This is a genomic window from Candidatus Amarolinea aalborgensis (assembly GCF_900491745.1).
GTDB lineage: Bacteria > Chloroflexota > Anaerolineae > SSC4 > Amarolineaceae > Amarolinea > Amarolinea aalborgensis.
Genome location: NZ_UETR01000004.1, coordinates 1 through 25,653, shown reverse-complemented (window position 1 = coordinate 25,653; position 25,653 = coordinate 1). Strand labels below are relative to the sequence as shown.

Sequence of the window (25,653 nt, the reverse complement as noted above, 5' to 3'; positions counted from 1 at the left end):
GGAAGCACATCGGCATTACCGGCGCTTTCCACGTGCACGGCTTCCTGATCTGGTGTGAGCACGACACTGAGTCGTCAACCTGCCCAGGGATTCGAGAAAGGGGCATCTATGATTGTCGAAAGCGACAAGTCCACTGTGTTTCAGTTTCCACACACAACGCACCCGCCGCGTTCATGGCGCACCTGGCTGCTGGGCCGCCCGTTGTCTACGGCGGACGCCCCCAATCAGACCATCGGCAAAGCCGTCGGCCTGGCTGTTTTCGCCTCGGATGCCTTGTCATCTACTGCGTATGCGACGCAGGAGATTTTGGTGGTGCTGGCCCTGGCCGGCACGGGCGCGTTTACGCTGGCGGTGCCCATCAGCATCGCGATCGTCGCCTTGCTGGCGATTGTCACCGTCTCCTACGAGCAGACCATTCACGCATACCCCGGCGGCGGCGGCGCGTACATCGTAGCCCGTGACAACCTGGGCGAGCTGCCTGCTCAAACCGCCGGCGCGGCCTTGCTCACCGACTACATTCTAACGGTGGCCGTATCGGTGTCGTCTGGTGTGGCCCAGATTACCTCGGCGTTTCCTAGGCTGTTCCCCTGGCGCGTGGAGATCGCGGTTGCAACCATCCTGTTTGTGATGCTGATCAACCTCCGTGGGGTGAAGGAGTCAGGCGCGACGTTCGCCATACCCACCTATTTCTTTCTGGTCATGATGGTCGGCGCCGTCGCGTTGGCCTTTATCCGCTACCTCACGGGCACCCTGGGCGTGGTGACAAACCCGCCGCCGCTCGCAACTACCGGTACGCTGCAGGCTGTTGGTCTGTTTCTCATTTTGCATGCCTTTGCCAACGGCACTACGGCGTTGACAGGCGTGGAAGCCATTTCCAACGGCATCACCGCGTTTCGGGAGCCAAAGAGCCGCAATGCGGGCATCACCTTGATGTGGATGGCCGCTATTTTGGGCGCGCTGTTTCTCGGCATCACCTTCTTGAGTCGCCAAATCGGCGCCATACCCTCCGAGACCGAAACGATCATCTCGCAGTTGGCGCGCACCGCGTTCGGCGGACAAGGGGTGTTCTACTTAATGTTGATTGCCGCGACGACGCTGATCCTGATCATGGCGGCCAACACCTCGTTTGCTGATTTTCCGCGCTTGGGCGCGCTGCACGCGGGCGACGGCTTTCTACCCCGGCAATTGACCTTCAAAGGTAGCCGCCTGGTCTATTCGTACGGCATCATGGCGCTGGCGCTGATTGCCTCGCTGCTCATTGTCATGTTCCAGGCCAGCGTCACGGCGCTGATTCCGCTCTACGCCATCGGCGTCTTCCTGTCCTTCACCATGTCCCAAACAGGCATGGCGCGGCGCTGGTGGAAATCCGGCCACCTGGCGCCTGGCGCGGTGGTGCAGGAGCCTGGCTCGATCCTAACTCATGATCCGCGCTGGAAGCTCAAGCTCGTCATCAACGGCGTGGGGGCCGTCGCAACCTTCATCGTCATGCTGGTATTCGCCATCACGAAGTTTCGCGAAGGCGCATGGATCATTATTCTGCTCGTGCCCACCTTGGTGACGATTTTCTTCTCGATCCATCATCACTACCGGGACTTGGCGAAGCGCTTGTCATTGGAAGCGTACCGGGCGGCGCCGCGTGTCACCCGCCACCGCGTCATCATCCCCATCAGCGGCGTCCATCGCGGCACGCTGGCGGCGATGCGTTATGCAAGCACGTTGTCTCACGACATCACGGCTGTGCACGTCTCCATGGATCCAGCGGAAGCGGAGCGGGTGCGGCGCAAGTGGGAGATGTGGGGCGATGGCATCCGGCTGGTCATCCTGGATTCGCCCTACCGACAGCTTATGGAGCCGCTGTTGCAGTACATAGACAAAATTGACAAGAGCCGCCAAGTGCACGAGGTCATTACCGTGGTCGTGCCAGAATTTGTGCCCAAGCGCCGCTGGCAATACTTGCTGCATACCCAGGCCGCACTCAATCTGCGTCTGGCCCTGCGTTCCAAGCCGGGTATCATCGTCATGGATGTGCCATACCATCTCGAATGAAATTGACTTGAAAACACAGTCTCCCCGGACATGACTGGCGCACACAAAGACACCAAGACACAAGAAAGTCTTTGACACCTTGCTGGCTTGGTGTCTTTGTGTTGAGGACTGACCTGAAGGTAAGCCGCGGATGGTCTGTCTTCATTGAAATGAGCCGAACCTTGTTCCGCGCTCCGACCGTCCCCAAGTCCTCGACTTGTCGAGGACTTTTTATTCCTGGTCGTATGCCCCATTCTCCACAAGTGCGCCACCTCAACCGTCATCACGATGCACTCGACGAACCACAAAAGTAACAAATTATAAAAAGCTAGATCAAGATATTGACTTTTGTGATAAAAACTTCTATAATCAAACTATCGGTTTACCCGACCAGGATGATTCCCCCACACCGATGAATGAAAGGCCAGCGAGACAACGATGCCTGACAAACTACTCACGACCCGTGAATTGCAAGATCGCCTGCAGCTCGACCGTGTCACCATCTACCGGATGGTCAAAGAAGGCGAGCTGCCGGCGCTGCGCGTCGGCGGTCAGTGGCGCTTTTCCACCGACGCCATTGACTCCTGGCTGAGCGATCGCGACCGCACCCGCCTGCCAGCCGCGTCTACCGCCCCCGCCGCCAATCCGCCTGACCTGCGCCTTTCCGATCTGATCCCGCTCAAGACGCTGGAAGGCATTCAGGATCAGTTTGCGGCCGTCCTGGGCATGTCCTCCTTCGTCACGGACCTGGACGGCCAGCCATTGGCGCCATGCAGCCGCTGCAGTCGTTTCTGCCGCCTGGTGCACTTGACCAAGGAAGGTATGGCAGCCTGCCAAAGCTCGTGGCGGGCCGTGGCCCGCTCAGCCGAAGAAGGCGCGAATGTTCACACGTGCCATGCCGGCATCCGTTACGCCAGCGCTCCGGTTGAGGTCGCCGGTCAGCGCGTGGGCATGGTGACGGCCGGTCAGTTTCTCACCGAAGCGCCAGATCCAGAATCGTTTCGCCAGCAGGCGCTGACCACGGGCGCCCGCATTGGGGTTGACGGCGACGCGTTGGCCGCGGCCCAGGACTCGCTGCCCATCGTCAGCGCCGAGCAGGCCTTGCAGATCACCCGCCTGCTGGCCGTGATCGCCAACGCTCTGTCAGGCATCGGCTACCAGGGGCACCTGGCGCGCCTGGCGCTGACCAGGATCGCCCAACTGAGCAGCCAAGTATCGCCAGAATCAAACGGCTGAGCGCCGACGCCATCTCAATTTTCAGGAGCTTCTCATGCGCCTTCCCGCCTTCCTTAGAAAAAACGCCACCTGGTTGATCGGCCTGACCGTGACCCTGGCCGTCATCCTCGTGCCGCTGATCCTGCTGCGCCCCCAAACCGCGGCCGCGCCCGACACGCCGCTGGCCTCACTGCTCACACGCGTCCCTGAGACCGATCACGCGCATCTGCTCAAAGGCCCATATACCAGTGGGCCAGAAGTCACCGCCGCCTGCCTGACGTGTCACCCCGATTCCGCCGCCCAACTCATGGCCACGACGCACTGGACGTGGGAAAGCCAGCCGATCACCGCCACCTGGCGCAGCGAGCCGGTGACTATCGGCAAGAAGAACCAGATCAACAACTTCTGCATCAGCGCGCAGGGCAACGAGAAGAAGTGCATGAGCTGTCACGCTGGTTATGGCTGGGAAAATGACCAGTTCGACTTCAGCAACCCGCTCAAGGTAGACTGCCTGGTTTGCCACGCCGACCGGGCCACCTACAGCAAAGGCGATTTCGGCTACCCGGCTGAGGGGGTAGACCTGGCCGCGGCCGCCAAGAGCGTGGGCAGGCCGACGCGCGAGAACTGCGGAGCCTGCCACTACGATGGCGGCGGCGGCAACAACGTCAAGCATGGCGACCTGGACAGCAGCCTGAACTTTCCGTCCGAAAGCCTGGATGTGCACATGAGCCGCCTGAACTTGCAGTGCACCGACTGCCACCGTACGCAGGACCACGTCATCAAAGGCCGCCTGTTGGCCGACAACCTCGCTATCCAAACCGCAGAGCAAGTGCAGTGCACCGATTGTCACGCCAGCACGCCGCATGAGGATGATCGCCTGAACGCCCACACGAAGAGCGTGGCCTGCCAGACCTGCCACATCCCCGCAGTGGCGCTCAAGAACCCAACCAAGACCTATTGGGACTGGTCGGCCGCGGGGCAAGACCGGCCGGAAGATCATTACACCTACCTGAAGATCAAGGGCGAGTTTCAGTATCAAAACAGCGTGACGCCCACCTACCGCTGGTTCAACGGCAGCAATGCCTACCGCTATTTGCTGGGCGACACGATTACCCCCACGCAGCCAACGATGATCAACCTGCCGGCCGGTGACATCAACGATCCCAACGCCAAAATCTTTCCGTTCAAGGTGCACGTCGCCAAACAACCATACGACACGGTGAACAACATCCTGCTGGCCCCGCGCACGGCGGGCGAGGGCGGCTATTGGACCACCTTCGACTGGCCCTCGGCGCTGGCTTTGGGCGCGCAGGACGCCGGCATCACTTTCTCCGGGCAGTACGGTTTCGCCGAAACCCGGATGTACTACCCGGCCACTCACATGGTGCAGCCTGCAGAGAACGCCCTGCAGTGCGAATCGTGTCACGGCGCCAACGGCCGCATGGACTGGCAGGCCCTGGGCTATCCGGGCGACCCCATGACCTGGGGCGGACGCTTGCAGGCGAAGTAAGAGAGCCATATGAAAATTCCATACCGCGCCACGATTTTGATCATTCTGGGCTTGCTGCTGGCCGCGCTGTTTGGCCTGCCCTGGGCCGCCGCGCAGACCGACACCGAGTCAGCGCCGCAGCCTCCACCGATCCACCCGCAGTTCGCTCTGCTGGACGAGAACGGAGCCTCGGTTCTTGCCACCGGCAACCCGGTCTCTACCCTCAAGACCTGCGGCGCCTGCCACGACACGGCCTTCATTCAAAGTCACAGCTACCATGCCTCGCTAGGCCTGGATGGCTTTGCCCAGCCCGGCCAGGTGACGAGCGGCCGCGCCTGGGACAGCAGTGCCGGCGCTTTCGGCCGTTGGGACCCGCTGCGCTATCGCTACCTCTCCCTCGCCGGCGATCCTTTGCTTGACCTGGGCACGCCTGAATGGGTCATGGATTTTGGCGATCGCCACGTGGGCGGCGGGCCGGCGCTGGTCACGCGTGACGGCCGCCCGCTCAGCGCCTTGCCCGCCGACGCCAGTAATCCAGAGACGGCCGTGCTCGACCCGACCACGGGCCAGGTCACGGCCTGGGATTGGGCCGCGTCAGGCACGGTGGAGATGAACTGCTTTCTGTGTCATCTGCCCAATCCGAACAACGCCGCGCGCATCGCCGCGCTGCAAAGCGGTCAGTTTCGCTGGGCTAACACCGCGACATTGCTCGGCACCGGCCTGGTCGCGGCCAATGGTACGGAGTACCGCTGGAATGCCGACGCGTTCGAGACCGACGGTCAGCTCAAGACCGAGTTCATCACCGTGCAGGACCCCAGCAACGCCAACTGCGGGCAGTGCCATGGATTGGCGCACACGGACGCGGCGACGCCTGTCACCCTGACGAGCACATCGAGCACCTCGTGGAGCACGCTGACCACCGGCCAGATCATCGCCGGGCAGCGCATCTCCGCATCCGGCTTGAACCTCGCCAGCAAAGCAGACCTGACGCGGCCGTGGGATGTGCATGCCGCCCGCCAAGTGAAGTGCACAGAGTGTCACTTCTCGCTCAACAACCCGATCTATTTCCGCGAGAGCGCGGACACCCGCCCCGACCATCTGGCTTTTGACCCGCGGCGGCTGAGCCTGGGCGAGTATGTGCAGCAGCCGCTGCACGACTTTGCCAAAGGCCCCACCGCCCAACACGCCATTGCGCCTGGGTTGGCCGACACCATGCGCCGCTGCGACAGCTGTCACAATGCCGCGTCCACCCATCAATGGCTGCCCTACACCGACAGCCATCTGAGCACCGTGGCCTGCGAGACCTGTCACATTCCCCGGCTCTACGCCCCCGCGCTGCAGAGCGTGGATTGGACGGTGCTCACTGCCAACGCCGAGCCGCGGCGCGAGTACCGCGGCGTGGAGGGCGATCCACAGGCTGCCTCGTCCCTCATTACCGGCTATCAGCCTACGCTGCTCATGCGTCAGGATGTGGACGGCAAGACCCGCCTGGCGCCTCATAACCTGGTGACGGCCTGGTACTGGGTCTATGGCGATCCGGCGCGGCCCGTGCGCCAGCAAGACCTGAAAGCAGCCTGGTTCGACGGCGGCAGCTACGCTGCCGAGGTGGTGGCCGCGCTCGACACGGATCAGAATGGCGCCTTGACCGAAGCGGAGTTGGTGCTGGACAGCGCGTCCAAGCAGCACGTCATCGCTGGTCGTTTGGCGGCGCTGGGCCTGGCCAATCCTCGCATCGCCGGGGACATACAGCCCTACACTATCAGCCACGACGTCGCCAACGGCGAGTGGGTGACCCGCGCGTGCACCGCCTGCCACAGCGCCGATTCACGCCTGGCTCAGTCGTTCACCGTCTCCGCAGCCGGTCCAACCGGAATCACGCCGGCCCTGCTGGCTGGCACCAGCACCGTGTTGAACGGCAGCCTGGTCAGGGCGGCGGACGGCGCGCTGCGTTACCAGCCGAGCGTCGAAACCAACAAGCTCTACATCTTCGGCCAGTCCAGCGTGCCGTGGGTAGATTGGTTTGGCATGATCGCTTTTGCCGGCACCGTGCTGGCCGTCGTGGCGCACGGCGGTCTGCGCTTTGCCGCCGCGCTGCGCCTGCCCAAGCACACGCCGCAGCTCAAGCAGGTCTATGTGTACGCCGTCTACGAACGCTTCTGGCATTGGCTGCAGACCTTCACCATCTTGGGGTTGATCTTCAGCGGGCTGATCATTCACAAGCCCGACATCTTTGGCATCTTCGCCTTCAAGTCCGTGGTGCAGGTGCACAATGTGCTGGCGGCCATCGTCGTCATCAACGCTGCACTCTCGTTGTTCTACCACCTGGCGAGCGGCGAAATCAAGCAGTTCATCCCACGCCCGGCTGGCTTCTACGACCAGGCCATCGTCCAGGCCAAGTTCTACCTGCGCGGCATCTTCAAGAACGAGCCGCATCCCTTCGAAAAAGCGCCGCAGCGCAAACTCAACCCCTTGCAGCAGATCACCTACTTTGGGTTGCTCAACCTGCTTTTGCCCGGACAGGTCATCACGGGCGCGCTGATGTGGGGCGCGCAGCATTGGCCCGATCTGGCCCTGCGCCTGGGCGGCCTGCCTTTGCTGGCCCCCGTGCACTCGCTGATTGCCTGGCTGCTGGCCGCCTTTGTCGTCTTGCATGTTTACCTCACCACCACCGGTCACACTCCGCTGGCCTCGATCCAGGCAATGATGAACGGGTGGGATCTGTTGGAAACGCACGATGCACTCCCTGCGCCGATCGGCAGCGGAGAGACATTCAAACTAGCCCAGGAGGCGCCGTCTCATGGCAACTAATACCGATTCCCTTACTCCACGCAAAACGCCGTTTAGCCTGGCCGCGCTCAAGGCGGCGGCCGGGCGCGTCTTTGCCGCGCGCACCACCAGAGAGTACATTCATCCCTACCTGGCCGCCGCGCTGCTGGGCCTGGTGCTGTTCACCGCCTTCTTCCTCACCGGCAACGGTCTGGGCGCGTCCGGCGGGCTGAACAGCATCATTGGCTTCCTCGAAGACCTGATTGCGCCGGGCCACATGGATCGCGTGCCCTACCTGGTGAAACTGGCTGGGGGTGACAAGAACCCGCTCGATTCCTACCTGGTGTTCATGGTCATCGGCACCGTCATCGGCGGTTTTCTATCCGGCTGGCGCAACGGCCGCCTGAAAGTGGAAACCGTGCGCGGGCCGCAGATCACCCCGCGCACGCGCTGGTTCATGGCCTTCCTGGGCGGCGCGATCATGGGCTATGGCGCCCGCTTTGCCCGCGGCTGCACCTCCGGGCAGGCGCTCTCCGGCGGCTCGGTGCTCTCGGTCGGCTCGTGGGCCTTCATGTTCGCCGTCTTTGGCGGCGGCTACGCGGTGGCCTATTTCGTGCGCAAGCTCTGGAACTAGATTCAGGATCGAACAGGAGACACAGTATGGCGCCTTTTCCTCTTTCACTGGCAACCTTACTCGGCCACTGGGGTCAGTATGTGGTTTATCTGCTGATCGGCGTTGGCTTCGGCTATGTGCTGGAGAGCGCCGGCTTCGGCAACTCGCTCAAACTGGCGCGGCAGTTCTACTTTCGAGACCTGACCGTGCTCAAGGTGATGTTCGGCGCCATCGTCACGGCGATGGTGCTGATCTTCGCCGCCGTCGGCCTGGGGTTGCTTGACTACAACCTGGTGTGGGTCAACCCAACCTACCTGTGGCCGGGCATCGTCGGCGGCCTCATCATGGGCGCAGGTTTCATCATTGGCGGCTTCTGCCCCGGCACCTCACTGGTTGCGTTTGCCACCTTCAAGCTCGATGGCCTCTTCTTCGTCCTGGGCGGCCTCTTTGGCATCTTCCTCTTCGGCGAAACCGTGGACTCCTTCGCCGGGTTCTGGAATTCGTCCTACCTGGGCCGGTTCACCATTCAAGATTGGCTCAAACTGCCGGTAGGCGTCGTCGTGCTGATCATCGTGCTGATGGCCCTCTTCATGTTCTGGGGCGGCGAGCAGCTAGAGCGCATTGTAGGCGGCAAGAACCTGAAGTTGGAGCCGAAGCTGCGCTACGCCGGCGCCGGCCTGCTGACCCTGGGGGCCGTGGCCTTGATCGTCATCGGTCAGCCCACCGCGGCCGACAAGTGGCAAGCCCTGGCGCCGAGCAAAGCGCCCCTGCTGGCCGAGCGCGCGGTGCAGATCTCGCCAGCCGAGCTGCTGGGCGCGCTGCACAACGACGACCTGAAGCTCATCATGCTCGACATGCGCAGCGAGGGCGATTTCAACTTATTCCACATCGCCGGGGCGCAGCGAGTTGCGCCCGCGGCGCTGTCAACCCTGATTCCCTCTCTGCTGCTGGAGCCGGCCAACACCGTTTTTGTCACCATGAGCAATGATGAAACGGCCGCCACCGAGGCCTGGAAGATGTTGACCGCCGAAAGCGTGCCGAATGCCTACATCCTGGAGGGTGGCGTGAACCACTGGCTGGAAACTTTTGCCAGCGCAGATCCCGCCCTGCCGCCAGCCACGCCCTCGCCAGGCGACGACCGTCTGCGCTATCCGTTCACGCTGGCGTTGGGCGCGCAGTCGCCCGCCGCCACGCCCAATCCACATGCGTTTGAGATCGAATTTACGCCCAAGATCCAGCTCAAGCTTAAGCGCGGTCCCAGCGGCGGTGGCTGCGGCTAACCCCGGCCTCGCGCCATCGCTTCGCCGTTCAGCGCCGGTCTCCCGACCGGCGCTGTTTCATTTCGCTGAATCATTTGCCCATTCGTTCGATTGCAGGGTAAAATAGAGGTATCCCCCGCATCGGAGGCAACTATGTCACTCAAAGAGCAGTTAAACCAGGAATTACACGAAGCCATGAAGGCGCGGGATGCCCGCCGCCGCGACACCCTGCGCCAGGTGCTCACTGGCATCAATTATCTGGAAGTAGAGGTAGGACATCCCCTCAACGACGCTGAGGTGCTCGATGTCATTCGCCGCGACGCCAAGCGCCATCGTGAGTCCATCGAGGAGTTCCACAAAGGTGGGCGTCAGGACCTGGTGGAGCAGGAGCGGGCCGAGCTGGCTATTCTGGAAACCTATCTGCCCCAGCAGATGGGCCGGGCCGAGATCGAAGCCCTGGTGCGCGAGGCCATCAGCGAGCTGGGTGTCAGCGGCAAGGCGCAGGCCGGCCTGGTGATGAAACACCTGATGGCGCAGGTCAAGGGCCGCGCAGATGGCAAACTGGTCAATCAGGTCGTGCAAGAACTGCTTACCAACTAGGGGACGAGGACTACCATGGACGTTCTCGAATCACAACTGAACAGCCGCGATCCTGCTTTCCAACTCAACCAGGCTCATAACGAGACCCTGGCGGCTGAGCTGCGCGCGCGCCTGGCCGACGCCCGTCAGGGCGGCGACGCCAAAGCCCATCAGCGCCACCAGGAGCAAGGCAAGCTCTTCGTGCGTGACCGCCTGGAACGCCTGCTTGACCCAGGCGCACCCTTTCTGGAACTGTCGCCGCTGGCCGCACAAGGGCTGTACGGCAATGAAGCGCCGGGCGCGGGCATCGTCACCGGCATCGGCGTGGTCAGCGGCCGTGAGGTCTTGATCATCGCCAACGACGCCACGGTCAAGGGCGGCACCTACTACCCCCTGACGGTCAAAAAGCATCTGCGCGCCCAACAGGTGGCGTTAGAAAACCGCCTGCCCTGCATCTACCTGGTGGACTCCGGCGGCGCGTTCTTGCCCATGCAGGACGAGGTCTTCCCTGATGTGGATGACTTTGGCCGCATTTTCTACAACCAGGCCCTGATGAGCGCGGCGCGCATCCCGCAGATTGCCGCGGTGATGGGGTCCTGCACGGCTGGGGGCGCGTACGTGCCCGCAATGAGCGACGAGACGATCATCGTCAAAGGCACCGGCACGATTTTCCTCGGCGGGCCGCCCTTGGTCAAAGCGGCGACGGGCGAAGAGGTGAGCGCAGAGGACCTGGGCGGCGCAGATGTGCACACCCGCATCTCCGGCGTGGCCGACCACTACGCGCTCGATGACGAGCACGCGCTGGATCTGTGTCGCAACATTGTCGAGACCCTCAACAGCACCAAAACTGTGGGCCTGGATGTGGCGCCGCCGGAGGAACCGCTTTACGATCCGGCCGAACTGTACGGCGTGATTCCAACTACGTTCAAGACCGCGTACGACGTGCGCGAGGTCATTGCCCGCCTGGTGGATGGCAGCCGCTTCCGCGAGTTCAAGGCCCTCTATGGCACGACGCTGGTCTGCGGCTTTGCGCGCATCTACGGCTACCCTGTCGGGATCGTTGCGAACAACGGCATCCTGTTCAGCGAATCGTCGCTCAAGGGCGCGCATTTCGTCGAGCTGTGCACCAGCCGTCGCATTCCATTGCTCTTCCTGCAGAACATCACCGGCTTCATGGTGGGCCGCGCATACGAGGCCGGCGGCATTGCCAAAGACGGGGCCAAGCTGGTGCACGCCGTTGCCAACGCGGCCGTGCCCAAGCTGACGGTCATCATCGGAGGGTCGTTTGGCGCGGGCAACTACGGCATGTGCGGACGCGCGTACAGCCCCCGTTTCCTGTGGATGTGGCCCAACAGCCGCATCAGCGTTATGGGCGGCGAGCAGGCCGCCAACGTGCTGCTGACCGTCAAGCAGGATCAACTGGCGCGATTAGGCAAGCCATTGCTCAGCGCCGAAGAGCAGGCCGCGTTCAAGCAGCCGATCATGGACAAATACGAAAAAGAGGGCAGCCCCTACTACTCCACGGCGCGGCTCTGGGATGACGGCATCCTCGACCCGCCGGAGACGCGCCGCGCACTGGGCCTGGCCCTCTCCGCCTGCCTCAACGTCCCCGTGCCGGAGACCACGTACGGGGTGTTCAGGATGTAGCCCGTCACGACCATTCGTCCAATTCGAGCCATTCGTGGCAAAAATTACGGCAAACTGACAAGGATAGAACCATGAGCGTCCAACTGAAACCTTTTCTGACCCCGCAGGAATACCTGGCGTATGAGCGTAAGGCCGAAACCAAGAGCGAATACTATGCGGGCGAGATTTTTGCCCTGGCGGGCGCCAGTCCCCGGCACGTGCGGATCATGGTCAATTGTGTCGCTTCCTTATTTGTACAGCTCAAAGGCCGATCGTGCGATGTGTTCGCCAGCGACCTGCGCGTCAAGGTCAGCGCCACGGGATTGTACACTTACCCGGATGTGGTCGTGGTCTGCGGCCAGCCTCGCTTTGACGATCAGGAAGAAGACACCCTGCTCAACCCCACGGTCATCATCGAAGTGCTGTCCAAATCCACCGAGGCGTACGACCGGGGTGAGAAGTTCGCGCAGTACCGCACGCTGGAATCGCTGAGCGACTATCTCTTGGTGGCGCAGGACATTGCGCGCATCGAGCATTTTGCACGGCAAGAGGATGGCGCCTGGCTGTTTGCCGAGCGCAGTGGACTGGACGCGGCTGTGGTTATCCCGTCCATTCAGTGCCAGCTGAGCCTGGCCGACGTGTACGACAAAATCGAGACGATTTCGCCCGCAAGCGCGTCGCACCTGCGGGTCATCAAAGAAGCGGCCGCTGTGTAGGTCACACCTCCGCCGTGACGACGCCGGCTGCCACAGAGCGTGCTTGGCTGCGCCAGCGCCGTCCGGCCAGGATGCCGAACCTACGAGGACTGACGCCAATGGGGAAAATCGCATGTTTGAAAAAGTCCTAATTGCCAACCGCGGCGAGATTGCGGTGCGCCTCATTCGCGCCTGCCAGGAAATGGGCATCCGCACCGTGGCCGTCTACTCTGAGGCCGATGCGCAGGCGCTGCACACTGCGCTGGCTGATGAAGCCGTGCTCATCGGCCCGCCCGCGCCCGGCCAATCGTACCTGCGTGGGAATACCATCATCCAGGCTGCCGTGGAGCGGGGCTGCCAGGCCATTCATCCGGGCTACGGCTTTTTGTCCGAAAACGCCGACTTTGCCGCGGCCGTGCGCAAGGCGGGTCTGGTCTTCATCGGCCCGACGCCAGAGGCGATGCGCGCGATGGGCAGCAAGACCGCCGCACGTGCGGCCATGCGCACGGCCGGCGTACCGATGGTGCCAGGCTACCAGGAAAGCACAGCGGATGCCGATCTGCTGGCGGCTGCCGACTCGCTCGGCTTTCCGCTGCTGGTCAAAGCCGCGGCCGGCGGCGGCGGCAAAGGCATGCGCATCGTGGCGCGGCCGCAAGACCTGGCGGACGCGCTGCAATCTGCACGGCGCGAGGCGCAGAACGCGTTTGGCGATGACCGCATCTACCTGGAAAAATACCTGGCCGAACCGCGCCATGTCGAGTTCCAGGTGATGGGCGATCAGCACGGGAATGTTGTGCACCTGTTCGAGCGCGAGTGCTCGGTACAGCGCCGCCATCAGAAGATCATTGAAGAAACGCCGTCGCCGGTGCTGACGCCGGCGTTGCGCGCGGCCATGGGCGCGGCCGCCGTGCAAGCCGCGCGCGCCGTCAACTACACCAACGCCGGCACGATCGAGTTCCTGGTGGATCGTGAGCGCAACTTCTACTTCCTGGAGATGAACACCCGCCTCCAGGTGGAACATCCGATCACCGAAGCGGTGACCGGGATTGACCTGGTCAAGGCGCAGTTGTTGGTCGCCGCCGGAGAGCCGCTGCCCTTTAGCCAGGCGCAGATCACCCAGCGCGGGCACGCCATCGAATGTCGCATCTACGCCGAAGACCCGGCCAACCACTTCCTGCCCAGCATCGGCAAGGTGCTGCGCGCGGTCGAGCCGGTAGGGCCGGGCGTGCGCGTGGACGCTGGCATCAGCACTGGCGCGGAGGTGATGCTGCACTACGACCCGATGATGGCAAAGCTGATTGTGTGGGGCCAGAATCGCGCCGATGCCCTGGGCAAGATGGCCTGGGCGCTGGAGCACTACATCGTCTTGGGCGTTACCACCAACATCCCCTTCCTGCTGGCGGTTATCCAGCATCCAGTCTTCCAGGCGGGCGAAGCCACGACGCACTTTGTCGAGGAACACTTTGCGGACTGGCAGCCAGCGTACGATCCCGTGCCCGATGAGGCGCTGATTGCGGCTGCGCTGTCTGATCTGCTTGAAGGTCAGGCGGTCGTTGGCGCAAGCAGCCCAAGCGCGGCCGCGCCAACCGGCGATCCGTTCAACCCCTGGCGCCAGGCGGATCACTTCCGGCTGGGTCGCAGCCGCTGACAGTCACTGATTATCATGAACTGCAACTTTGCGTTTGCCCATTACCAGGAAATTTTGACCGAGGCGCAGGCATTGGGCTATGCCTGCGTCAGTTTTCGAGACCTCCTCGACGGCAAGGCAAGCGGCGCCGATCGCGTCCTCCTGCTGCGCCATGACATTGATTTCACCGTCGTCAACGCCTTGCGCCTGGCGCAGATCGAACACGACCAGGGCGCAACAGCCAGCTATTTTGTACGCCTGCATGCGCTGCACTACAACCCTTTCGCGCTGACCGCCATGCGCCAGTTGCACGAGATTCAGCGCCTGGGCGGCGAATTGGGTCTACACTATGAAGCGCCTTACGCGGCCGCCCTGGGCTTCGATGACGACGAGGGGCTGCGCCGCGAAAAATTGATCCTGGAGACAGGACTGGCAATCAGCGTGCAGGGTGTTTGCCCGCACGAGGTGGTGCGCACGAACACGATGGTGCTGCCTGAAGAGGCAGTCAGCGCCGCGGGCTTTCGCTATCAGGCCTACGCGCCGCAGTTCTTTGGCGGCTTCAAGTATCTAAGCGACAGCAGCGCGCGCTGGCGGGAGGGCTGCGTGTGCGGCTGGCTGGGCCGACAGGATCGCCTCTACGTCCTGACGCACGGCTTCTGGTGGTATGAAGAGACGCCGCTGGAGAACTATTGAGGTTGGATAAAGACGCGGACGATGGTGTCAGCGGCAGCCAGGGTGGCAAATGTTGATGAAATCCACCGCCTGGTGTATAGTTCAGCCGCACCAATCTCGCAATGTATGAGGCTCGTTCCATGGCGCCCGAGTTCGTTCACCTACACGTCCATTCCGAATTTTCGCTGCTCGATGGCCTGGGCCGAGTCAATGACCTGGTCAAGCACGCGGCCAGCCTGGGTCAGAAGGCGATGGCCCTGACCGATCATGGCACCATGCATGGGGTCATTGACTTCTTCCGCGCCTGCAAGAAGGAAGGCATCAAGCCCATCGTTGGCGTGGAGGCGTACTTGACCAAGCACGGCCGGCCGATGGAAGGTCGCGACGCAACGCTGGACAAAGCGCGCCATCACCTGCTGCTGCTGGCTGAGAACGAAATTGGCTACCGCAACCTGCTCAAAGTCTGCACGCACGCGCAGCTCGAAGGTTACTACTACCGCCCACGCATTGACAAAGCCTTCCTGGAAAAACACGCGCAGGGGCTGATCTGCACGAGCGGCTGCCTGGCCTCCGAAATTCCCCACCTGCTCAGCCAGGGCCGTGAGCGCGAGGCGGTGGAACGCGTCCACTGGTATCGTGATGTCTTTGGGCCGGGGCGCTACTACCTGGAATTACAAGAGCACAGCATCCCGGAACTCGACCAGGTCAATCGGCAGTTGATCGAATTCAGCCGCCAGTATGACCTGCCGCTGTTGGCAACGAACGATGTGCATTATGTCAAAGCACGCGACGCCAATCCGCACGATGTGCTGCTCTGCATCCAGACCACCGCTGCGATGACTGCGAAAGAGCGTCTGCGCATGAGCGATGGCTCGTACTATGTGCGCAGCGCAGAGGAGATGGACAAGCTCTTCGGCGCATACCCCGGCGCCCTCTCCAATTCTTTGCTGATCGCCGACATGTGCAACGTGGATGTGGAGGACCGGAATTACCATCTGCCGCCCTTCCCCATGCCTGCGGGTCACGACTATGAGAGCTACCTGCGCCACCTGGCTGAAACCGGCCTGCGTCAGCGTTATGACGGCCGCGCGGACGATCCAGCCGTACGCCGCCGTTTCGAACACGAGCTAAAGGTCATCCACGAGATGGGCTTCGATGTCTATTTCCTGATCGTGGGCGACCTCTGCCGCTACGCACGGGAGCGCGGCATCTGGTACAACGTGCGCGGCTCCGGCGCGGGTTCGGTCGTCGCCTACGTCACCGGCATTACCAACCTCGATCCGCTGCCCAACAACCTGATCTTCGAGCGTTTCCTCAATCCGGGCCGCGTCTCCATGCCGGACTTCGACCTCGACTTCCCGGACGATCAGCGCGAAGAGATGATCCGCTACACCATCGCCCGTTACGGCGAAGATCAAGTGGCGCAGATCGTCACCTTTGGCCGCATGAAGGCGCGGGCCGCAGTGCGCGACGTGGGCCGCGTGATGGAGATTCCGCTGCCTGAGGTGGATCGCGTTGCCAAGATGATCCCCAACATCCCCGGCAAGCCGGTCAGCATCAAAGAGGCGTTGGAGCAGATTCCCGATCTCAAGCAGAGCTACGATGAACAGGCTCAGGTCAGGGAGCTGCTGGAGACCGCCAGCCTGATCGAAGGCGTGGCGCGCCATGCCTCGATTCACGCCGCGGCCGTCATTGTAGCCGACAAGCCGCTCATTCACTACACGCCGCTCATGCGTCCGCAGAAGTCGGCCATCACGAAGATGGTGACGCAGTATGAGTTCCCGGTGCTGGAGTCCATCGGCCTGCTCAAGGTGGACTTCCTCGGCCTCTCAACGCTCAGCGTCATGCGCGAGGCCACGCGGCTGATTGCCGAACGGCACGGCGTGCGCTACACGCTGGACAACATTCCCCTCGACGACGTAGAATCGTACAAGCTGCTCGCCAGCGGTGAAGTGGCCGGCGTTTTCCAGGTGGAAGGCGCAGGCATGCGCCGCGTCCTGACGGAGATGCAGCCGCACGAGTTCAACAACATCGTCGCCGCGATTTCGCTCTATCGCCCCGGCCCCATGGACTTCATCCCAGAGTACATCGCCTGCCTGCACGGCCGCAAAAAGCCGGAGTATGTCCACCCCGCTCTAGAACCGATTCTGGGTGAGACTTACGGGGTTTGCATCTATCAGGAGCAGATAATTCAGCTCCTGACCCTGGTGGCCGGCTACACGGCGGGCGAGGCGGACCTCGTGCGCCGCGCGATCTCCAAGAAGAAAGCGGATGTGATCGAGAAGGAGCGCGCCAAGTTTGCCCAGGGCACCGCCCGCACCTCGGGGCTGACGCATGAGGAGGCCGACAAGATTTGGGACGCGCTGGAGGGCTTTGCGCGCTACGGTTTCAACCGCGCGCACGCGGCCGACTACGCGGTGATCTGTGTGCAGACGGCGTACCTCAAGGCGCACTATCCGCTGGAATTCATGGCCGCGCAGCTCCTGGTGGAGCGCGACAAGAGCGACAAGGTGACCAATTTCATCACCGAGTGCCGCCGCATGGGCATCGAAGTGCTATCGCCGGCGCTGAACGCCAGCGGTCTCGATTTCACCATTGAGCAGCGGCCGGCCGATACGCCGCCGCCCGTGGGCCACGATACGCACATCGCCTACCACTTCCCCATTCCACGCGGCGCGGCGATTCGCTTTGGCCTGGCGGCCGTCAAAAACGTGGGCGAAGGGCCGGTGGAGACGATCCTGGAGGCGCGGCAGGCCGGCGGACCGTTCAGGTCGCTGGAGGATTTGTGCCAGCGCGTCGACCTGCGCAAGGTGACGCGGCGACCGTTGGAGTGTTTGATCAAAGTCGGCGCGCTGGATGACTTTGGCGAGCGCGCGCAACTGCTGGCGGCCGTAGATGGCATGATGGGCGAAAGCGCGGCCGCGCACGAAGCCAAAGAGGTGGGGCAGATGAGCATCTTCGACCTCTTCAGCGGCAAGAGCAGCGGCGCAGGCCACGCCATGACCAAGATTCGCCTGCCCAAGGTGGATGCAGCCAAGTCACGCGAGCGGCTCACTTGGGAAAAGGAGCTGCTAGGCGTCTACGCCTCGTCGCATCCACTGCAGCAGATCACGGTGGATGTCAGCGACCTGGTCACCTGCCAATGCGGCGCGGTGGACGCGACCAGGGCCGGCCAGTCGCTGCTCCTGATCGGCATGTTGACCGAAATCAAGCAAATCGTCACCAAGAAGGGCGAGCCCATGGGCTTCTGCACATTGGAAGACCTGGGCGGCTCCGTAGAGTTGACCATTTTCCCGCGCACGTATGCCGAGGTGCGCGACCGCCTGGCGCTGGAGAAGGTCGTGCTGGTGCGCGGCAAGGTGGATGCGCGCGACGGCGGTCGGGTCAGCATTTTGGTGGACGTGGTGCAGGACTATGTGGATCGGGCGAAGATCTTGCTGGACGGCGCGGCGATGCGGCCGCCCAGCCAGGCAAGCCGTGCGACGAGTGCGACTGGAAATGGCAAAGTGTACGACGCCCAGTTTGGCCCCAGCCGTCCAGACGCGGCCGCGCCCTTGCCGCGTGAGAAGATTGGCAGCGGCGGGCCGATTGCCGGCGCCTGGTACAACTTCGGCGACGCAGGCGGCGATGAGGAAGATGACGACGACATGCCCGCGCTGCTGATGACCGACGACGATGACGACGACAATGGTTGGCAGGCTGCTCCTGAGCCAACAGCGCCGCTTGGCGGCCAAGAGGTCATGGACAGACAAACTACGGCGCAGCTGACGGCGGTGAGCGGCCAGGCGACTGCACACACACAAGCCGCAGCCACGCCACAGGCCCCGCGCAGCGTTCCACAGACCATGGCGGCTGCGCCGGCGGTGACGGCAGCGCCCGTGCGGGTGATTGCGGACGCGCCGATGACGCTGTACGACGGGGGGCGTGAGCTGGCGGATGCAGCAACCGAAGCGCCTCCCCTGCGCAAGGTGCATGTGACCGTTTTGCGCAGCAGCAGCGCAGAAGAAGACAAACGACGTTTGGGGCAAATTTACGATGTCATGCGGCGCCATCGGGATGCTCAGAGCCGGGACCATTTTGTGCTCTATCTGACCCAGGGCGCGCAGCGCATGATGCTCGATTTCCCCAACGATCCCACCACGTGCAGCCCGGCGCTGCAGGCCGAATTGGCGCGCATCGTCGGCTGGGATGGCCTGCGCGTCGAGTCGGTCTAAGAGAGGTAAGCGAGTGCCCTACGATTTGGTGATTCGCGCGGGCCGCGTGATCACGGCCACCCATGAACTGACAGCCGATGTGGCGATTGAGGGCGAGAAGATCGCCGCCATCGGTCATGGCCTCAGCGGCCGGCGCACGCTCGATGCAGATGGTCTCTATGTCCTGCCGGGCGCGGTGGACGGCCATGTCCATCTGAGCCTGCACACCGCCTATGGCCGCACGGCCGATGATTTTTACCAGGGCACGCTGGCCGCCGCGTACGGCGGCGTGACCAGCATCGTAGACTTCGTGGATCCCCGGCCAGACCAGCCGCTGTTGGCCGCATTGGCCGAACGCCGCGGTGAGGCCGAGGGCCGCGTGGTGATTGACTACGGCCTGCACATGACCTTGACCGGCCCCATGATTGCTGCGCGCCCGGCCTGGCGCGAGGAAGTGCCACTAGCACGCGAGGCCGGCTGCTACTCCTTCAAGCTCTACACCGCTTATCCCGGCTATTACCTGCCCGACGACGCCCTGCTGCAGGCGCTGGAAGCCGTGGCCGCCGTGGATGGACTGGCCGTCGTGCACGCTGAGAACTGGCCGGTCATTCAGACGTTGACGCGGCGCTTCGTGGCCGCAGGTCAGGTGGAACCGCGCTGGCATCCCGCCAGCCGGCCGGCCATTACCGAAGGCGAAGCGGTGCACCGCGTGCTGGCTCTGGCGCGGCTGACTGGCGCGCGCGTGCTCATCTTCCACATCTCATGCGCGGAAGCGGTTCATGCCCTGGGCATGGCGCGGGCGCGCGGGCAAATCGCTTTCGGTGAGACCTGCCCACACTACCTGGTTCTGGACGACGCCGCGTATTTGCGCCCTCTGCCCGAAGCGCTGCGCTTCCTGTGTCAGCCGCCCATCCGCGGCCAGGTGGAACAAGAGGCGCTCTGGCGGGCCGTCGCCGGTCGCGGCCTCGACGTCATCTCTACCGACCACTGCCCGCACCCTGATGAGCAGAAGCAGGCCGGCGCGGCTAATTTCACGCGCACGGCCGGCGGCATCTCCGGCATCGAGACCCGCCTGGCGCTCATGCACACCTTCGGCGTACGCCGCGGGCAGATCAGCCGCACGCGCTGGGTCGAGCTGTGCTGCACCGCACCCGCACGCCTCTTCGGGCTGCGGGGCAAAGGCGAGCTGCTTCCCGGCGCGGATGCCGACATCGTCCTCTTCGACCCTACGCGCCAGGTCACGCTCAGCCAGGCCGCGCTCCACTCCGCCATTCCGTACAGCCAATATGAAGGCATCCAGGTCAGCGGTTATCCGGTCGCCACCATCAGCCGCGGGGATGTGATCGTTGACCAGGGTCAGTTCATTGGGCAGCCCGGCCGCGGCCGCTTCTGCGTGCGCTGAACGCCGCCGCACGGGGCATTACACGAGGAGGTTGGAGACCGGAGGCCTGAGACCAGAGACCGGAGATTTGCCACGACTTTCTGCCGGCGCATGACCTTCGGCGCATCGTTGCCACCCCGCCTCATCCTGTAATCTCCTCAATCACAGCAAGCTTTGCACTTTGTACTCTGCGCTTTGCACTCTGCGCTTGGAAAGGATTTCCTATGTCAACGATCGTCGAAGTCACTCATCTCCAGAAGAACTACGGCGACAATCAGGCCGTCAAGGACGTTTCCTTTGCTATCGAGGAAGGCGAAGTGTTCAGCCTGCTTGGCCCCAACGGCGCGGGCAAAACCACCACGATTTCGATGCTCTCCTGCCTGCTGGAACCATCCGCAGGCGATGCGTCCGTTGCCGGTCATTCCATCCGCCGGCAGCCGATGGAGGTCAAGCGCGTGATTGGGGTTGTGCCGCAGGAGATTGCCCTGTATGAAGACCTGAGTGCGCGCGAGAATCTGATGTTCTGGGGCCGCATGGCGGGCATGTCCGGCGCCGCGCTAAAGCGCCGCGTGGACGAGGTGCTGGCGCAGATCGGCATGCGCGAGAAGTCCAACCAACGCGTCAAGACCTATTCTGGCGGCATGAAACGCCGGGTCAACATCGGCGTCGGTCTCTTGCACGAACCGCGCATCCTTTTCATGGACGAGCCAACCGTGGGCATTGACCCACAGAGCCGACGAAACATCCTCGACTCCATCAAAGAGCTGAACCGCCAGGGCATGACCATCCTATACACCACGCACTACATGGAAGAGGCGGAGGAGCTGTCCCACCGGGTTGGCATCATTGACCACGGCCAGTTGATCGCACTGGGGGCTCAGGCCGAATTGACCAAGATGATCGGCCAGCAGGACACACTCCGCCTGCACCTGGCTGAAGGCGCCGATGTCGAAACCCTGGCCGCGGCGCTGCGCACCCTGCCCGACGTTTTGCAGGTTTCAACCCGTGACCGCGAGCTAATCTTGCTGGTCCCCGAAGCGGAAACCGCCATATCGCCGGTGATCGTCAAAGCCGATCAACTGCAGGTCAAGATTCGTTCGGTGGACATGCAAGAGCCAAACCTGGAAGCCGTCTTCCTGCACCTGACCGGTCGCGCGCTGCGCGACTGAGCGGAGGCATCTCATGCGCAAAATTCTCTTCATCGGCTGGAAAGACCTGACCGTCATCTTTCGTGACCGCGCGGCGCTCATCCTGATGCTCGCCGCGCCCTTTGCCCTGACCCTGGGCATGGGGCTGGTCACCGGCCGTTTTTCCGGCGGCGACACCACCGGCATCCAGGACGTGCCGCTAATCCTCATCAACCAGGACGACGGCGCATTGGGCCGGGCGCTGGTGAATGTCTTCGCCTCGCCAGAGCTGAGCGGGCTGCTGGCGCCAACCACCGGCGGCGACCCGGAGGCGGCGCGTGCGCAGGTCGCCGCCAATGAGGTAGCCGGAGCTGTCATCATCCCGGCCGGCTTCAGCGACAGCATCATCCCGCGCACGGCCGCGGCCGCCGCCGCCAGCACGGTCGTGCCCATTCAGGTGATTCTCAGCCCGGCGCGGCCCTTGAGCGGCGGGATCATCCAGTCGGTGGTAGATGCCTTCATCAGCCGGGTGGAAACCGGGCGCGTCAGCAGCCTGGTGGCCATCAATGAACTGCTCGCCCACGGCCTCGTGCAGCCGGCCGACATCGGTGCGGCGGCGCAGGCGATGGGCGCGCGCCTGCTGGCGCAGGGCGACAGCGCCCCACGCATCGCGCTGGCGGCCAGCCAGGACCGCTCAGCGCCGCAGCCGCAGGAGTTCGACCCGCTGGCCGTGTTAGCGCCCGGCATGGCTCTACTCTTCTTGATGTACACCGTCAGCCTGGGCGGCCGCAGCCTGCTGGCCGAACAGCGCGAGGGCACGTTGGCCCGACTCTTGACCAGCCCGACTGGCGCCGGCCAGGCGCTTGCAGGCAAAATGCTCGGCGCCTTCTTGATCGGTCTCGCGCAGATGACGATCTTGATCGGCAGCAGTACGCTGCTCTTTGGCCTGCGCTGGGGTGATCCGCTGGCCCTGGCGCCGTTGATCATCGCCGCGGTGACCGCAGCCACCGGCTGGGGCATGCTGTTGGCAGCCGTGGCCCGCCAACCCGGTCAGGTTTCTGGCCTGGGCATGGCCCTGGCTCTGCTCTTCGGCCTGCTCGGCGGCAGCTTCTTTGGCGGCGCCGCGCCGCAAGGCCCGCTGGCGCTGCTGGCCCGCCTGACGCCAAATCGTTGGGCGCAGGACGGCTTCACGCGGCTGGCGCAGGGTGGAACCTTGTCTGATCTTCTGCCGATGATTGCCGCGCTGTTGGTGATGGCCGTGACGCTCCTGGTCATCGCCATCCTGATCTTTCGGCGCAAAGGCCTGCTCAGTCGCTAGACCAGGAGATAACCATGCACAAAATTCTCGCGATCATGCGCAAGGATATTCTCCTGCGCTTTGCCAGTCCGATCGAGCTGATCTTTTTCCTGGCGCTGCCGATCCTGTTTACGTACATCGTGGCCGGCTTCAGCAGCACGCAGGGCGGCGACAATCGCATTCCGGTGTTGGTGGTCAACGAAGATCACAGCGCGCTGGCCGGCGAGCTGCTGGCGCGGTTGACGCAGTCCACAGCCGTGCGGCCGCTGGAGACCACGCGCGCCGACGCCGAAGCGCGTTTCTTGCAGCGCGAGGCCGTCACCCTGCTGGTCATGCCGGCCGGCTTCGAGGCTGCGCTGCAAGCCGGCCAGCCGCTCACCGTGGAGGTGCGCAGTGATCGCACCAATACCAATTACCTGGCGGCCGAGCAGGGGATTCGCGCCGCGACTGAACGCGTCAGCCAGGCGTTGACCGCGGCCACCCTGAGCGTGGAAGAGGCTGCGCGCGTGCGCCCATTTGCCAACGACGCCGCCCGTCGCGCCTATTTTGAATCGAGCCTGGCGGCCGCACGGCAGGCGTTGGACGCCGCGCCCTCGCGGGTGGAGATCATCCGTCCGGCGGCCGCGGCCAGCACCCGACCCTTCGACGGCACGGCGCACGCGTCGGCCGGCCAACTGATCGTCTGGGTCTTCATTCCACTGCTGGGCGCGTCGGAGTTGTTTGCGATCGAACGGTCCACCGGTACGTTGCGCCGCTTGTTCACCATGCCGGTGACGCGCGGCGTGTATCTGCTAGGCACGATTGGCGGACAGCTCAGCCTTGGCCTGGTGCAGATGCTGCTCCTGGCCGGCTTTGGCTTCTTCGTGCTCAAGGTCAACTGGGGCCAATCGCCATTGGCGCTGCTGCTGCTCCTGATCACGTTTGGTCTGGCATCCGTCGCCTTCGGCACGATGCTGGGTGCGTTTGTCAAGACGCCGAGCCAGGCCAACGGCCTGAGCATCATGCTGGGCATGACGATGGGTATGCTAGGCGGCTGCATGTGGCCGCTGGAAGTCTTCCCACCGACCGTGCGCACCATCGTTCACATCCTGCCGACCACCTGGGCCATGCGCGGCATGACCGATTTGGTGATGCGCGGGGAGGGCCTGACGGGCATTTGGCCTGAAATAGCTGTACTGCTGGGCTTTGCCGCCGTCTTCTTTCTCATCGGCGTGCGACGTTTCCGCTACGAATAGGACGGAGATTGGAGACCAGAGATTGGAGACCAGAGATTGGAGACCGTGGTCTCTGACCGCGGCCGTTCTGGTTGCCCGTGCGCGGGGCGCACAACCAGGAATGAAAACAGACAATCCGCGGCGATCCGTGTTCATCCGCGGCCTATTTTCAGGTTAGTTATCCATGCGCGGGGCGCACAACCGTGGATGAAAACAGGCAATCCGTGGCGATCCGTGTTCATCCGCGGCCTATTTTCAAGTTAGCCCAGGAGGAACTGCAGGGGAATATGGACGCGGGCGCGCCAGGCGCTTTCATTATGCTCGGCGCCGGCGAACTTCTCGGTTAGCCAGTTCTGCCCCAGGGTGTACCCGGCCGCGGCCATCCATGAGTCCATGCGGCGTTGGTACGGCTCATAGTCGGCGTCCAGCGTGGCGGTGCCAAAATCAAAGTAGAGTTTGTGCGTCGCTGGCGGCGGCAGCGCGGCGCCGAGGGCATCCACCAGGATGCTGCCGCCGATCGGCCAGTGCGTGGACAGGCAGCCCGCGCCGCCAAAGGTATGCGGATACTCAATCAGGGCATAGAGGGAGAGCAGACCGCCCATGCTCGATCCCATGATGAAGGTGGACGGCTGGTCGGGCAGGGTTGGATAGCTGGCATCTATGAAGGGCTTGAGCTCCTCAACCAAAAACCGCAGATACGCGTCCGAGCTGGGCGGGCCTTCGTATTCGCGGGCGAAGCGTACACTCAGCGCGCGCGCTGTGGGCATCTCCAACGGCTTCTGCGGCATGTACTCACGCCGGCGCTCAGGCGTACACCAAACGCCAACCACGATGGGCGCGGGGAGCTGCTGTTCCGTGTGCAAGCGCGTGATCGCCTCGGCCACTCCCCAGTCCACACCGGTGTTGGCTAACGCCGGGTCGAAGAGGTTCTGGCCGTCCTGCATGTAAATCACAGGATGGCGGGTTGCGGCCTCAGTCCCAAATCCAGGAGGAACCCAAACATCCACATGCCTGGGTTCGATGAACTGCGACGGCATATAGGCGTGGCGGTGCACGTCGCCGACTGCCGGCGTCGCGATGATATCTTCGGTCATGATACGCCCCCAAAATAGGCCAAGGCGCGACGCAGGCTGGTCGCAAAATCAGGTGGGTAGCGGTGCCGCAGGCCAGGGTGCAGCTCCAATTCACAGGGGAGGCGGTACTCACGCAGCGCGGCGACCAGCGCTTCGGCGTGCGGCAGACACGCGTGATCGGCATCGCCGATGATGACATAGGTGCGCGTGCCGGTCTCCGCCAGGCGCGGCAACCGCGGCGCCCAGGCCGATAATTCGGGCAACCAGGGGCCGAGCATGATCAGTCCGTGCGCGGGAAAAATCCCTTCCAGCACCGACCACAACGCCTGCCGGGCGCCCATCGAAAAGCCGGCCACGACACAGTGGTTGAAATCAATGCGGGGATCCTGACGCAGATTCCCGGCATGGGCCCGCATCTCGGCCGTCGCAATGGCGATGTCGTTCCACACAAAGGCATTGGGACTCGCCATCTGCGATGATTGCGGCAACGCGACGCACCAGCCCGCCGCGGTCAGCGATTCCCAGGCGGGGGCCGTGTCGGCCGCGTTGTGCTGGTTACCATGTAGGGCCACCAGCAGGGGTGCAGGCGTTGTGGCGGTGGGCCACAGCAGGTGTAGTTCGGGCCGCGCTGCGCGCTGGGCGGCCGCCTGCTGGCCGCGACAGATGTCGAGGAGGCGCTGGAACTCGGCGTCACCCCGCAGCGTGAGCAGATCCTCATCCTCCACCATCTGGTCCGGATCGCTCCAGTAACCCTGGGCCAGGGCTTCAGCCAACAGGCGCAGAGCCAGGTCGGGCTGTCCAC

18 protein-coding genes are annotated in these 25,653 nt (G+C 63.4%); 16 read left to right on the top strand and 2 right to left on the bottom strand.

Going from position 1 to position 25,653, the window contains the following annotated elements; translation table 11 throughout:
• Positions 1-108: 108 nt before the first annotated feature.
• The 16 genes from ACPQ6D_RS06655 (at position 109) to ACPQ6D_RS06580 (ending at position 23,799) form a co-directional block, all read left to right on the top strand.
• A complete protein-coding gene (locus tag ACPQ6D_RS06655; RefSeq protein ID WP_423223526.1) occupies positions 109-2,046 on the top strand; it encodes an APC family permease in 1,938 nt (645 codons plus the stop codon).
• Between the two features lie 417 nt (positions 2,047-2,463).
• Positions 2,464-3,261: a PocR ligand-binding domain-containing protein gene (locus ACPQ6D_RS06650; RefSeq protein WP_423223525.1), complete on the top strand. Its 798-nt coding sequence runs from the start codon at positions 2,464-2,466 to the stop codon at positions 3,259-3,261.
• A 34-nt stretch (positions 3,262-3,295) separates the two neighbouring features.
• Complete coding sequence (locus ACPQ6D_RS06645) at positions 3,296-4,750, top strand: tetrathionate reductase family octaheme c-type cytochrome (RefSeq protein WP_423223524.1); 1,455 nt, start codon at positions 3,296-3,298, stop codon at positions 4,748-4,750.
• Positions 4,751-4,759: 9 nt separating this feature from the next.
• Complete coding sequence (locus ACPQ6D_RS06640; protein WP_423223523.1) at positions 4,760-7,537, top strand: cytochrome b/b6 domain-containing protein; 2,778 nt, start codon at positions 4,760-4,762, stop codon at positions 7,535-7,537.
• Positions 7,527-8,129: a YeeE/YedE thiosulfate transporter family protein gene (locus ACPQ6D_RS06635; protein ID WP_423223522.1), complete on the top strand. Its 603-nt coding sequence runs from the start codon at positions 7,527-7,529 to the stop codon at positions 8,127-8,129. Before ACPQ6D_RS06640 ends, ACPQ6D_RS06635 begins: the two co-directional genes overlap by 11 nt.
• Positions 8,130-8,155: 26 nt before the next feature.
• Complete coding sequence (locus tag ACPQ6D_RS06630; protein ID WP_423223521.1) at positions 8,156-9,388, top strand: YeeE/YedE thiosulfate transporter family protein; 1,233 nt, start codon at positions 8,156-8,158, stop codon at positions 9,386-9,388.
• A gap of 132 nt (positions 9,389-9,520) precedes the next feature.
• Positions 9,521-9,967 (top strand): GatB/YqeY domain-containing protein, encoded by a 447-nt coding sequence (locus ACPQ6D_RS06625; protein ID WP_423223520.1) that lies wholly within the window; start codon positions 9,521-9,523, stop codon positions 9,965-9,967.
• Positions 9,968-9,982: 15 nt separating this feature from the next.
• Complete coding sequence (locus ACPQ6D_RS06620; protein WP_423223519.1) at positions 9,983-11,593, top strand: carboxyl transferase domain-containing protein; 1,611 nt, start codon at positions 9,983-9,985, stop codon at positions 11,591-11,593.
• Between the two features lie 71 nt (positions 11,594-11,664).
• Positions 11,665-12,288 (top strand): Uma2 family endonuclease, encoded by a 624-nt coding sequence (locus ACPQ6D_RS06615; protein ID WP_423223518.1) that lies wholly within the window; start codon positions 11,665-11,667, stop codon positions 12,286-12,288.
• A gap of 112 nt (positions 12,289-12,400) precedes the next feature.
• A complete protein-coding gene (locus ACPQ6D_RS06610; protein ID WP_423223517.1) occupies positions 12,401-13,915 on the top strand; it encodes an acetyl-CoA carboxylase biotin carboxylase subunit in 1,515 nt (504 codons plus the stop codon).
• 15 nt (positions 13,916-13,930) lie between these two features.
• On the top strand, positions 13,931-14,587 hold the full coding sequence (locus ACPQ6D_RS06605; protein WP_423223516.1) for a hypothetical protein: 657 nt from the start codon (positions 13,931-13,933) through the stop codon (positions 14,585-14,587).
• 119 nt (positions 14,588-14,706) lie between these two features.
• Positions 14,707-18,780, top strand: coding sequence for a DNA polymerase III subunit alpha (locus ACPQ6D_RS06600; protein WP_423223515.1), 4,074 nt, complete (start codon positions 14,707-14,709; stop codon positions 18,778-18,780).
• A 13-nt stretch (positions 18,781-18,793) separates the two neighbouring features.
• On the top strand, positions 18,794-20,161 hold the full coding sequence (hydA, locus tag ACPQ6D_RS06595) for a dihydropyrimidinase (protein ID WP_423223514.1): 1,368 nt from the start codon (positions 18,794-18,796) through the stop codon (positions 20,159-20,161).
• A gap of 203 nt (positions 20,162-20,364) precedes the next feature.
• Positions 20,365-21,309 (top strand): ABC transporter ATP-binding protein, encoded by a 945-nt coding sequence (locus ACPQ6D_RS06590; protein ID WP_423223513.1) that lies wholly within the window; start codon positions 20,365-20,367, stop codon positions 21,307-21,309.
• A gap of 13 nt (positions 21,310-21,322) precedes the next feature.
• A complete protein-coding gene (locus ACPQ6D_RS06585) occupies positions 21,323-22,585 on the top strand; it encodes an ABC transporter permease (protein ID WP_423223512.1) in 1,263 nt (420 codons plus the stop codon).
• Positions 22,586-22,599: 14 nt separating this feature from the next.
• Positions 22,600-23,799, top strand: a complete 1,200-nt coding sequence (locus ACPQ6D_RS06580) for an ABC transporter permease (RefSeq protein WP_423223511.1) — start codon at positions 22,600-22,602, stop codon at positions 23,797-23,799.
• 239 nt (positions 23,800-24,038) lie between these two features.
• Here ACPQ6D_RS06580 and ACPQ6D_RS06575 read toward each other — a convergent pair whose 3' ends face one another.
• Together ACPQ6D_RS06575 and ACPQ6D_RS06570 are read right to left on the bottom strand one after the other, a co-directional pair.
• Positions 24,039-24,872 carry an alpha/beta hydrolase gene (locus ACPQ6D_RS06575; RefSeq protein ID WP_423223510.1) on the bottom strand — a complete coding sequence of 278 codons (834 nt, stop codon included), beginning with the start codon at positions 24,870-24,872 and terminating at the stop codon, positions 24,039-24,041.
• Positions 24,869-25,653, bottom strand: a 785-nt coding sequence (locus ACPQ6D_RS06570) for an alpha/beta hydrolase (protein ID WP_423223509.1), incomplete at its 5' end; no start/stop codon positions are given. The genes ACPQ6D_RS06575 and ACPQ6D_RS06570, both read right to left, overlap by 4 nt.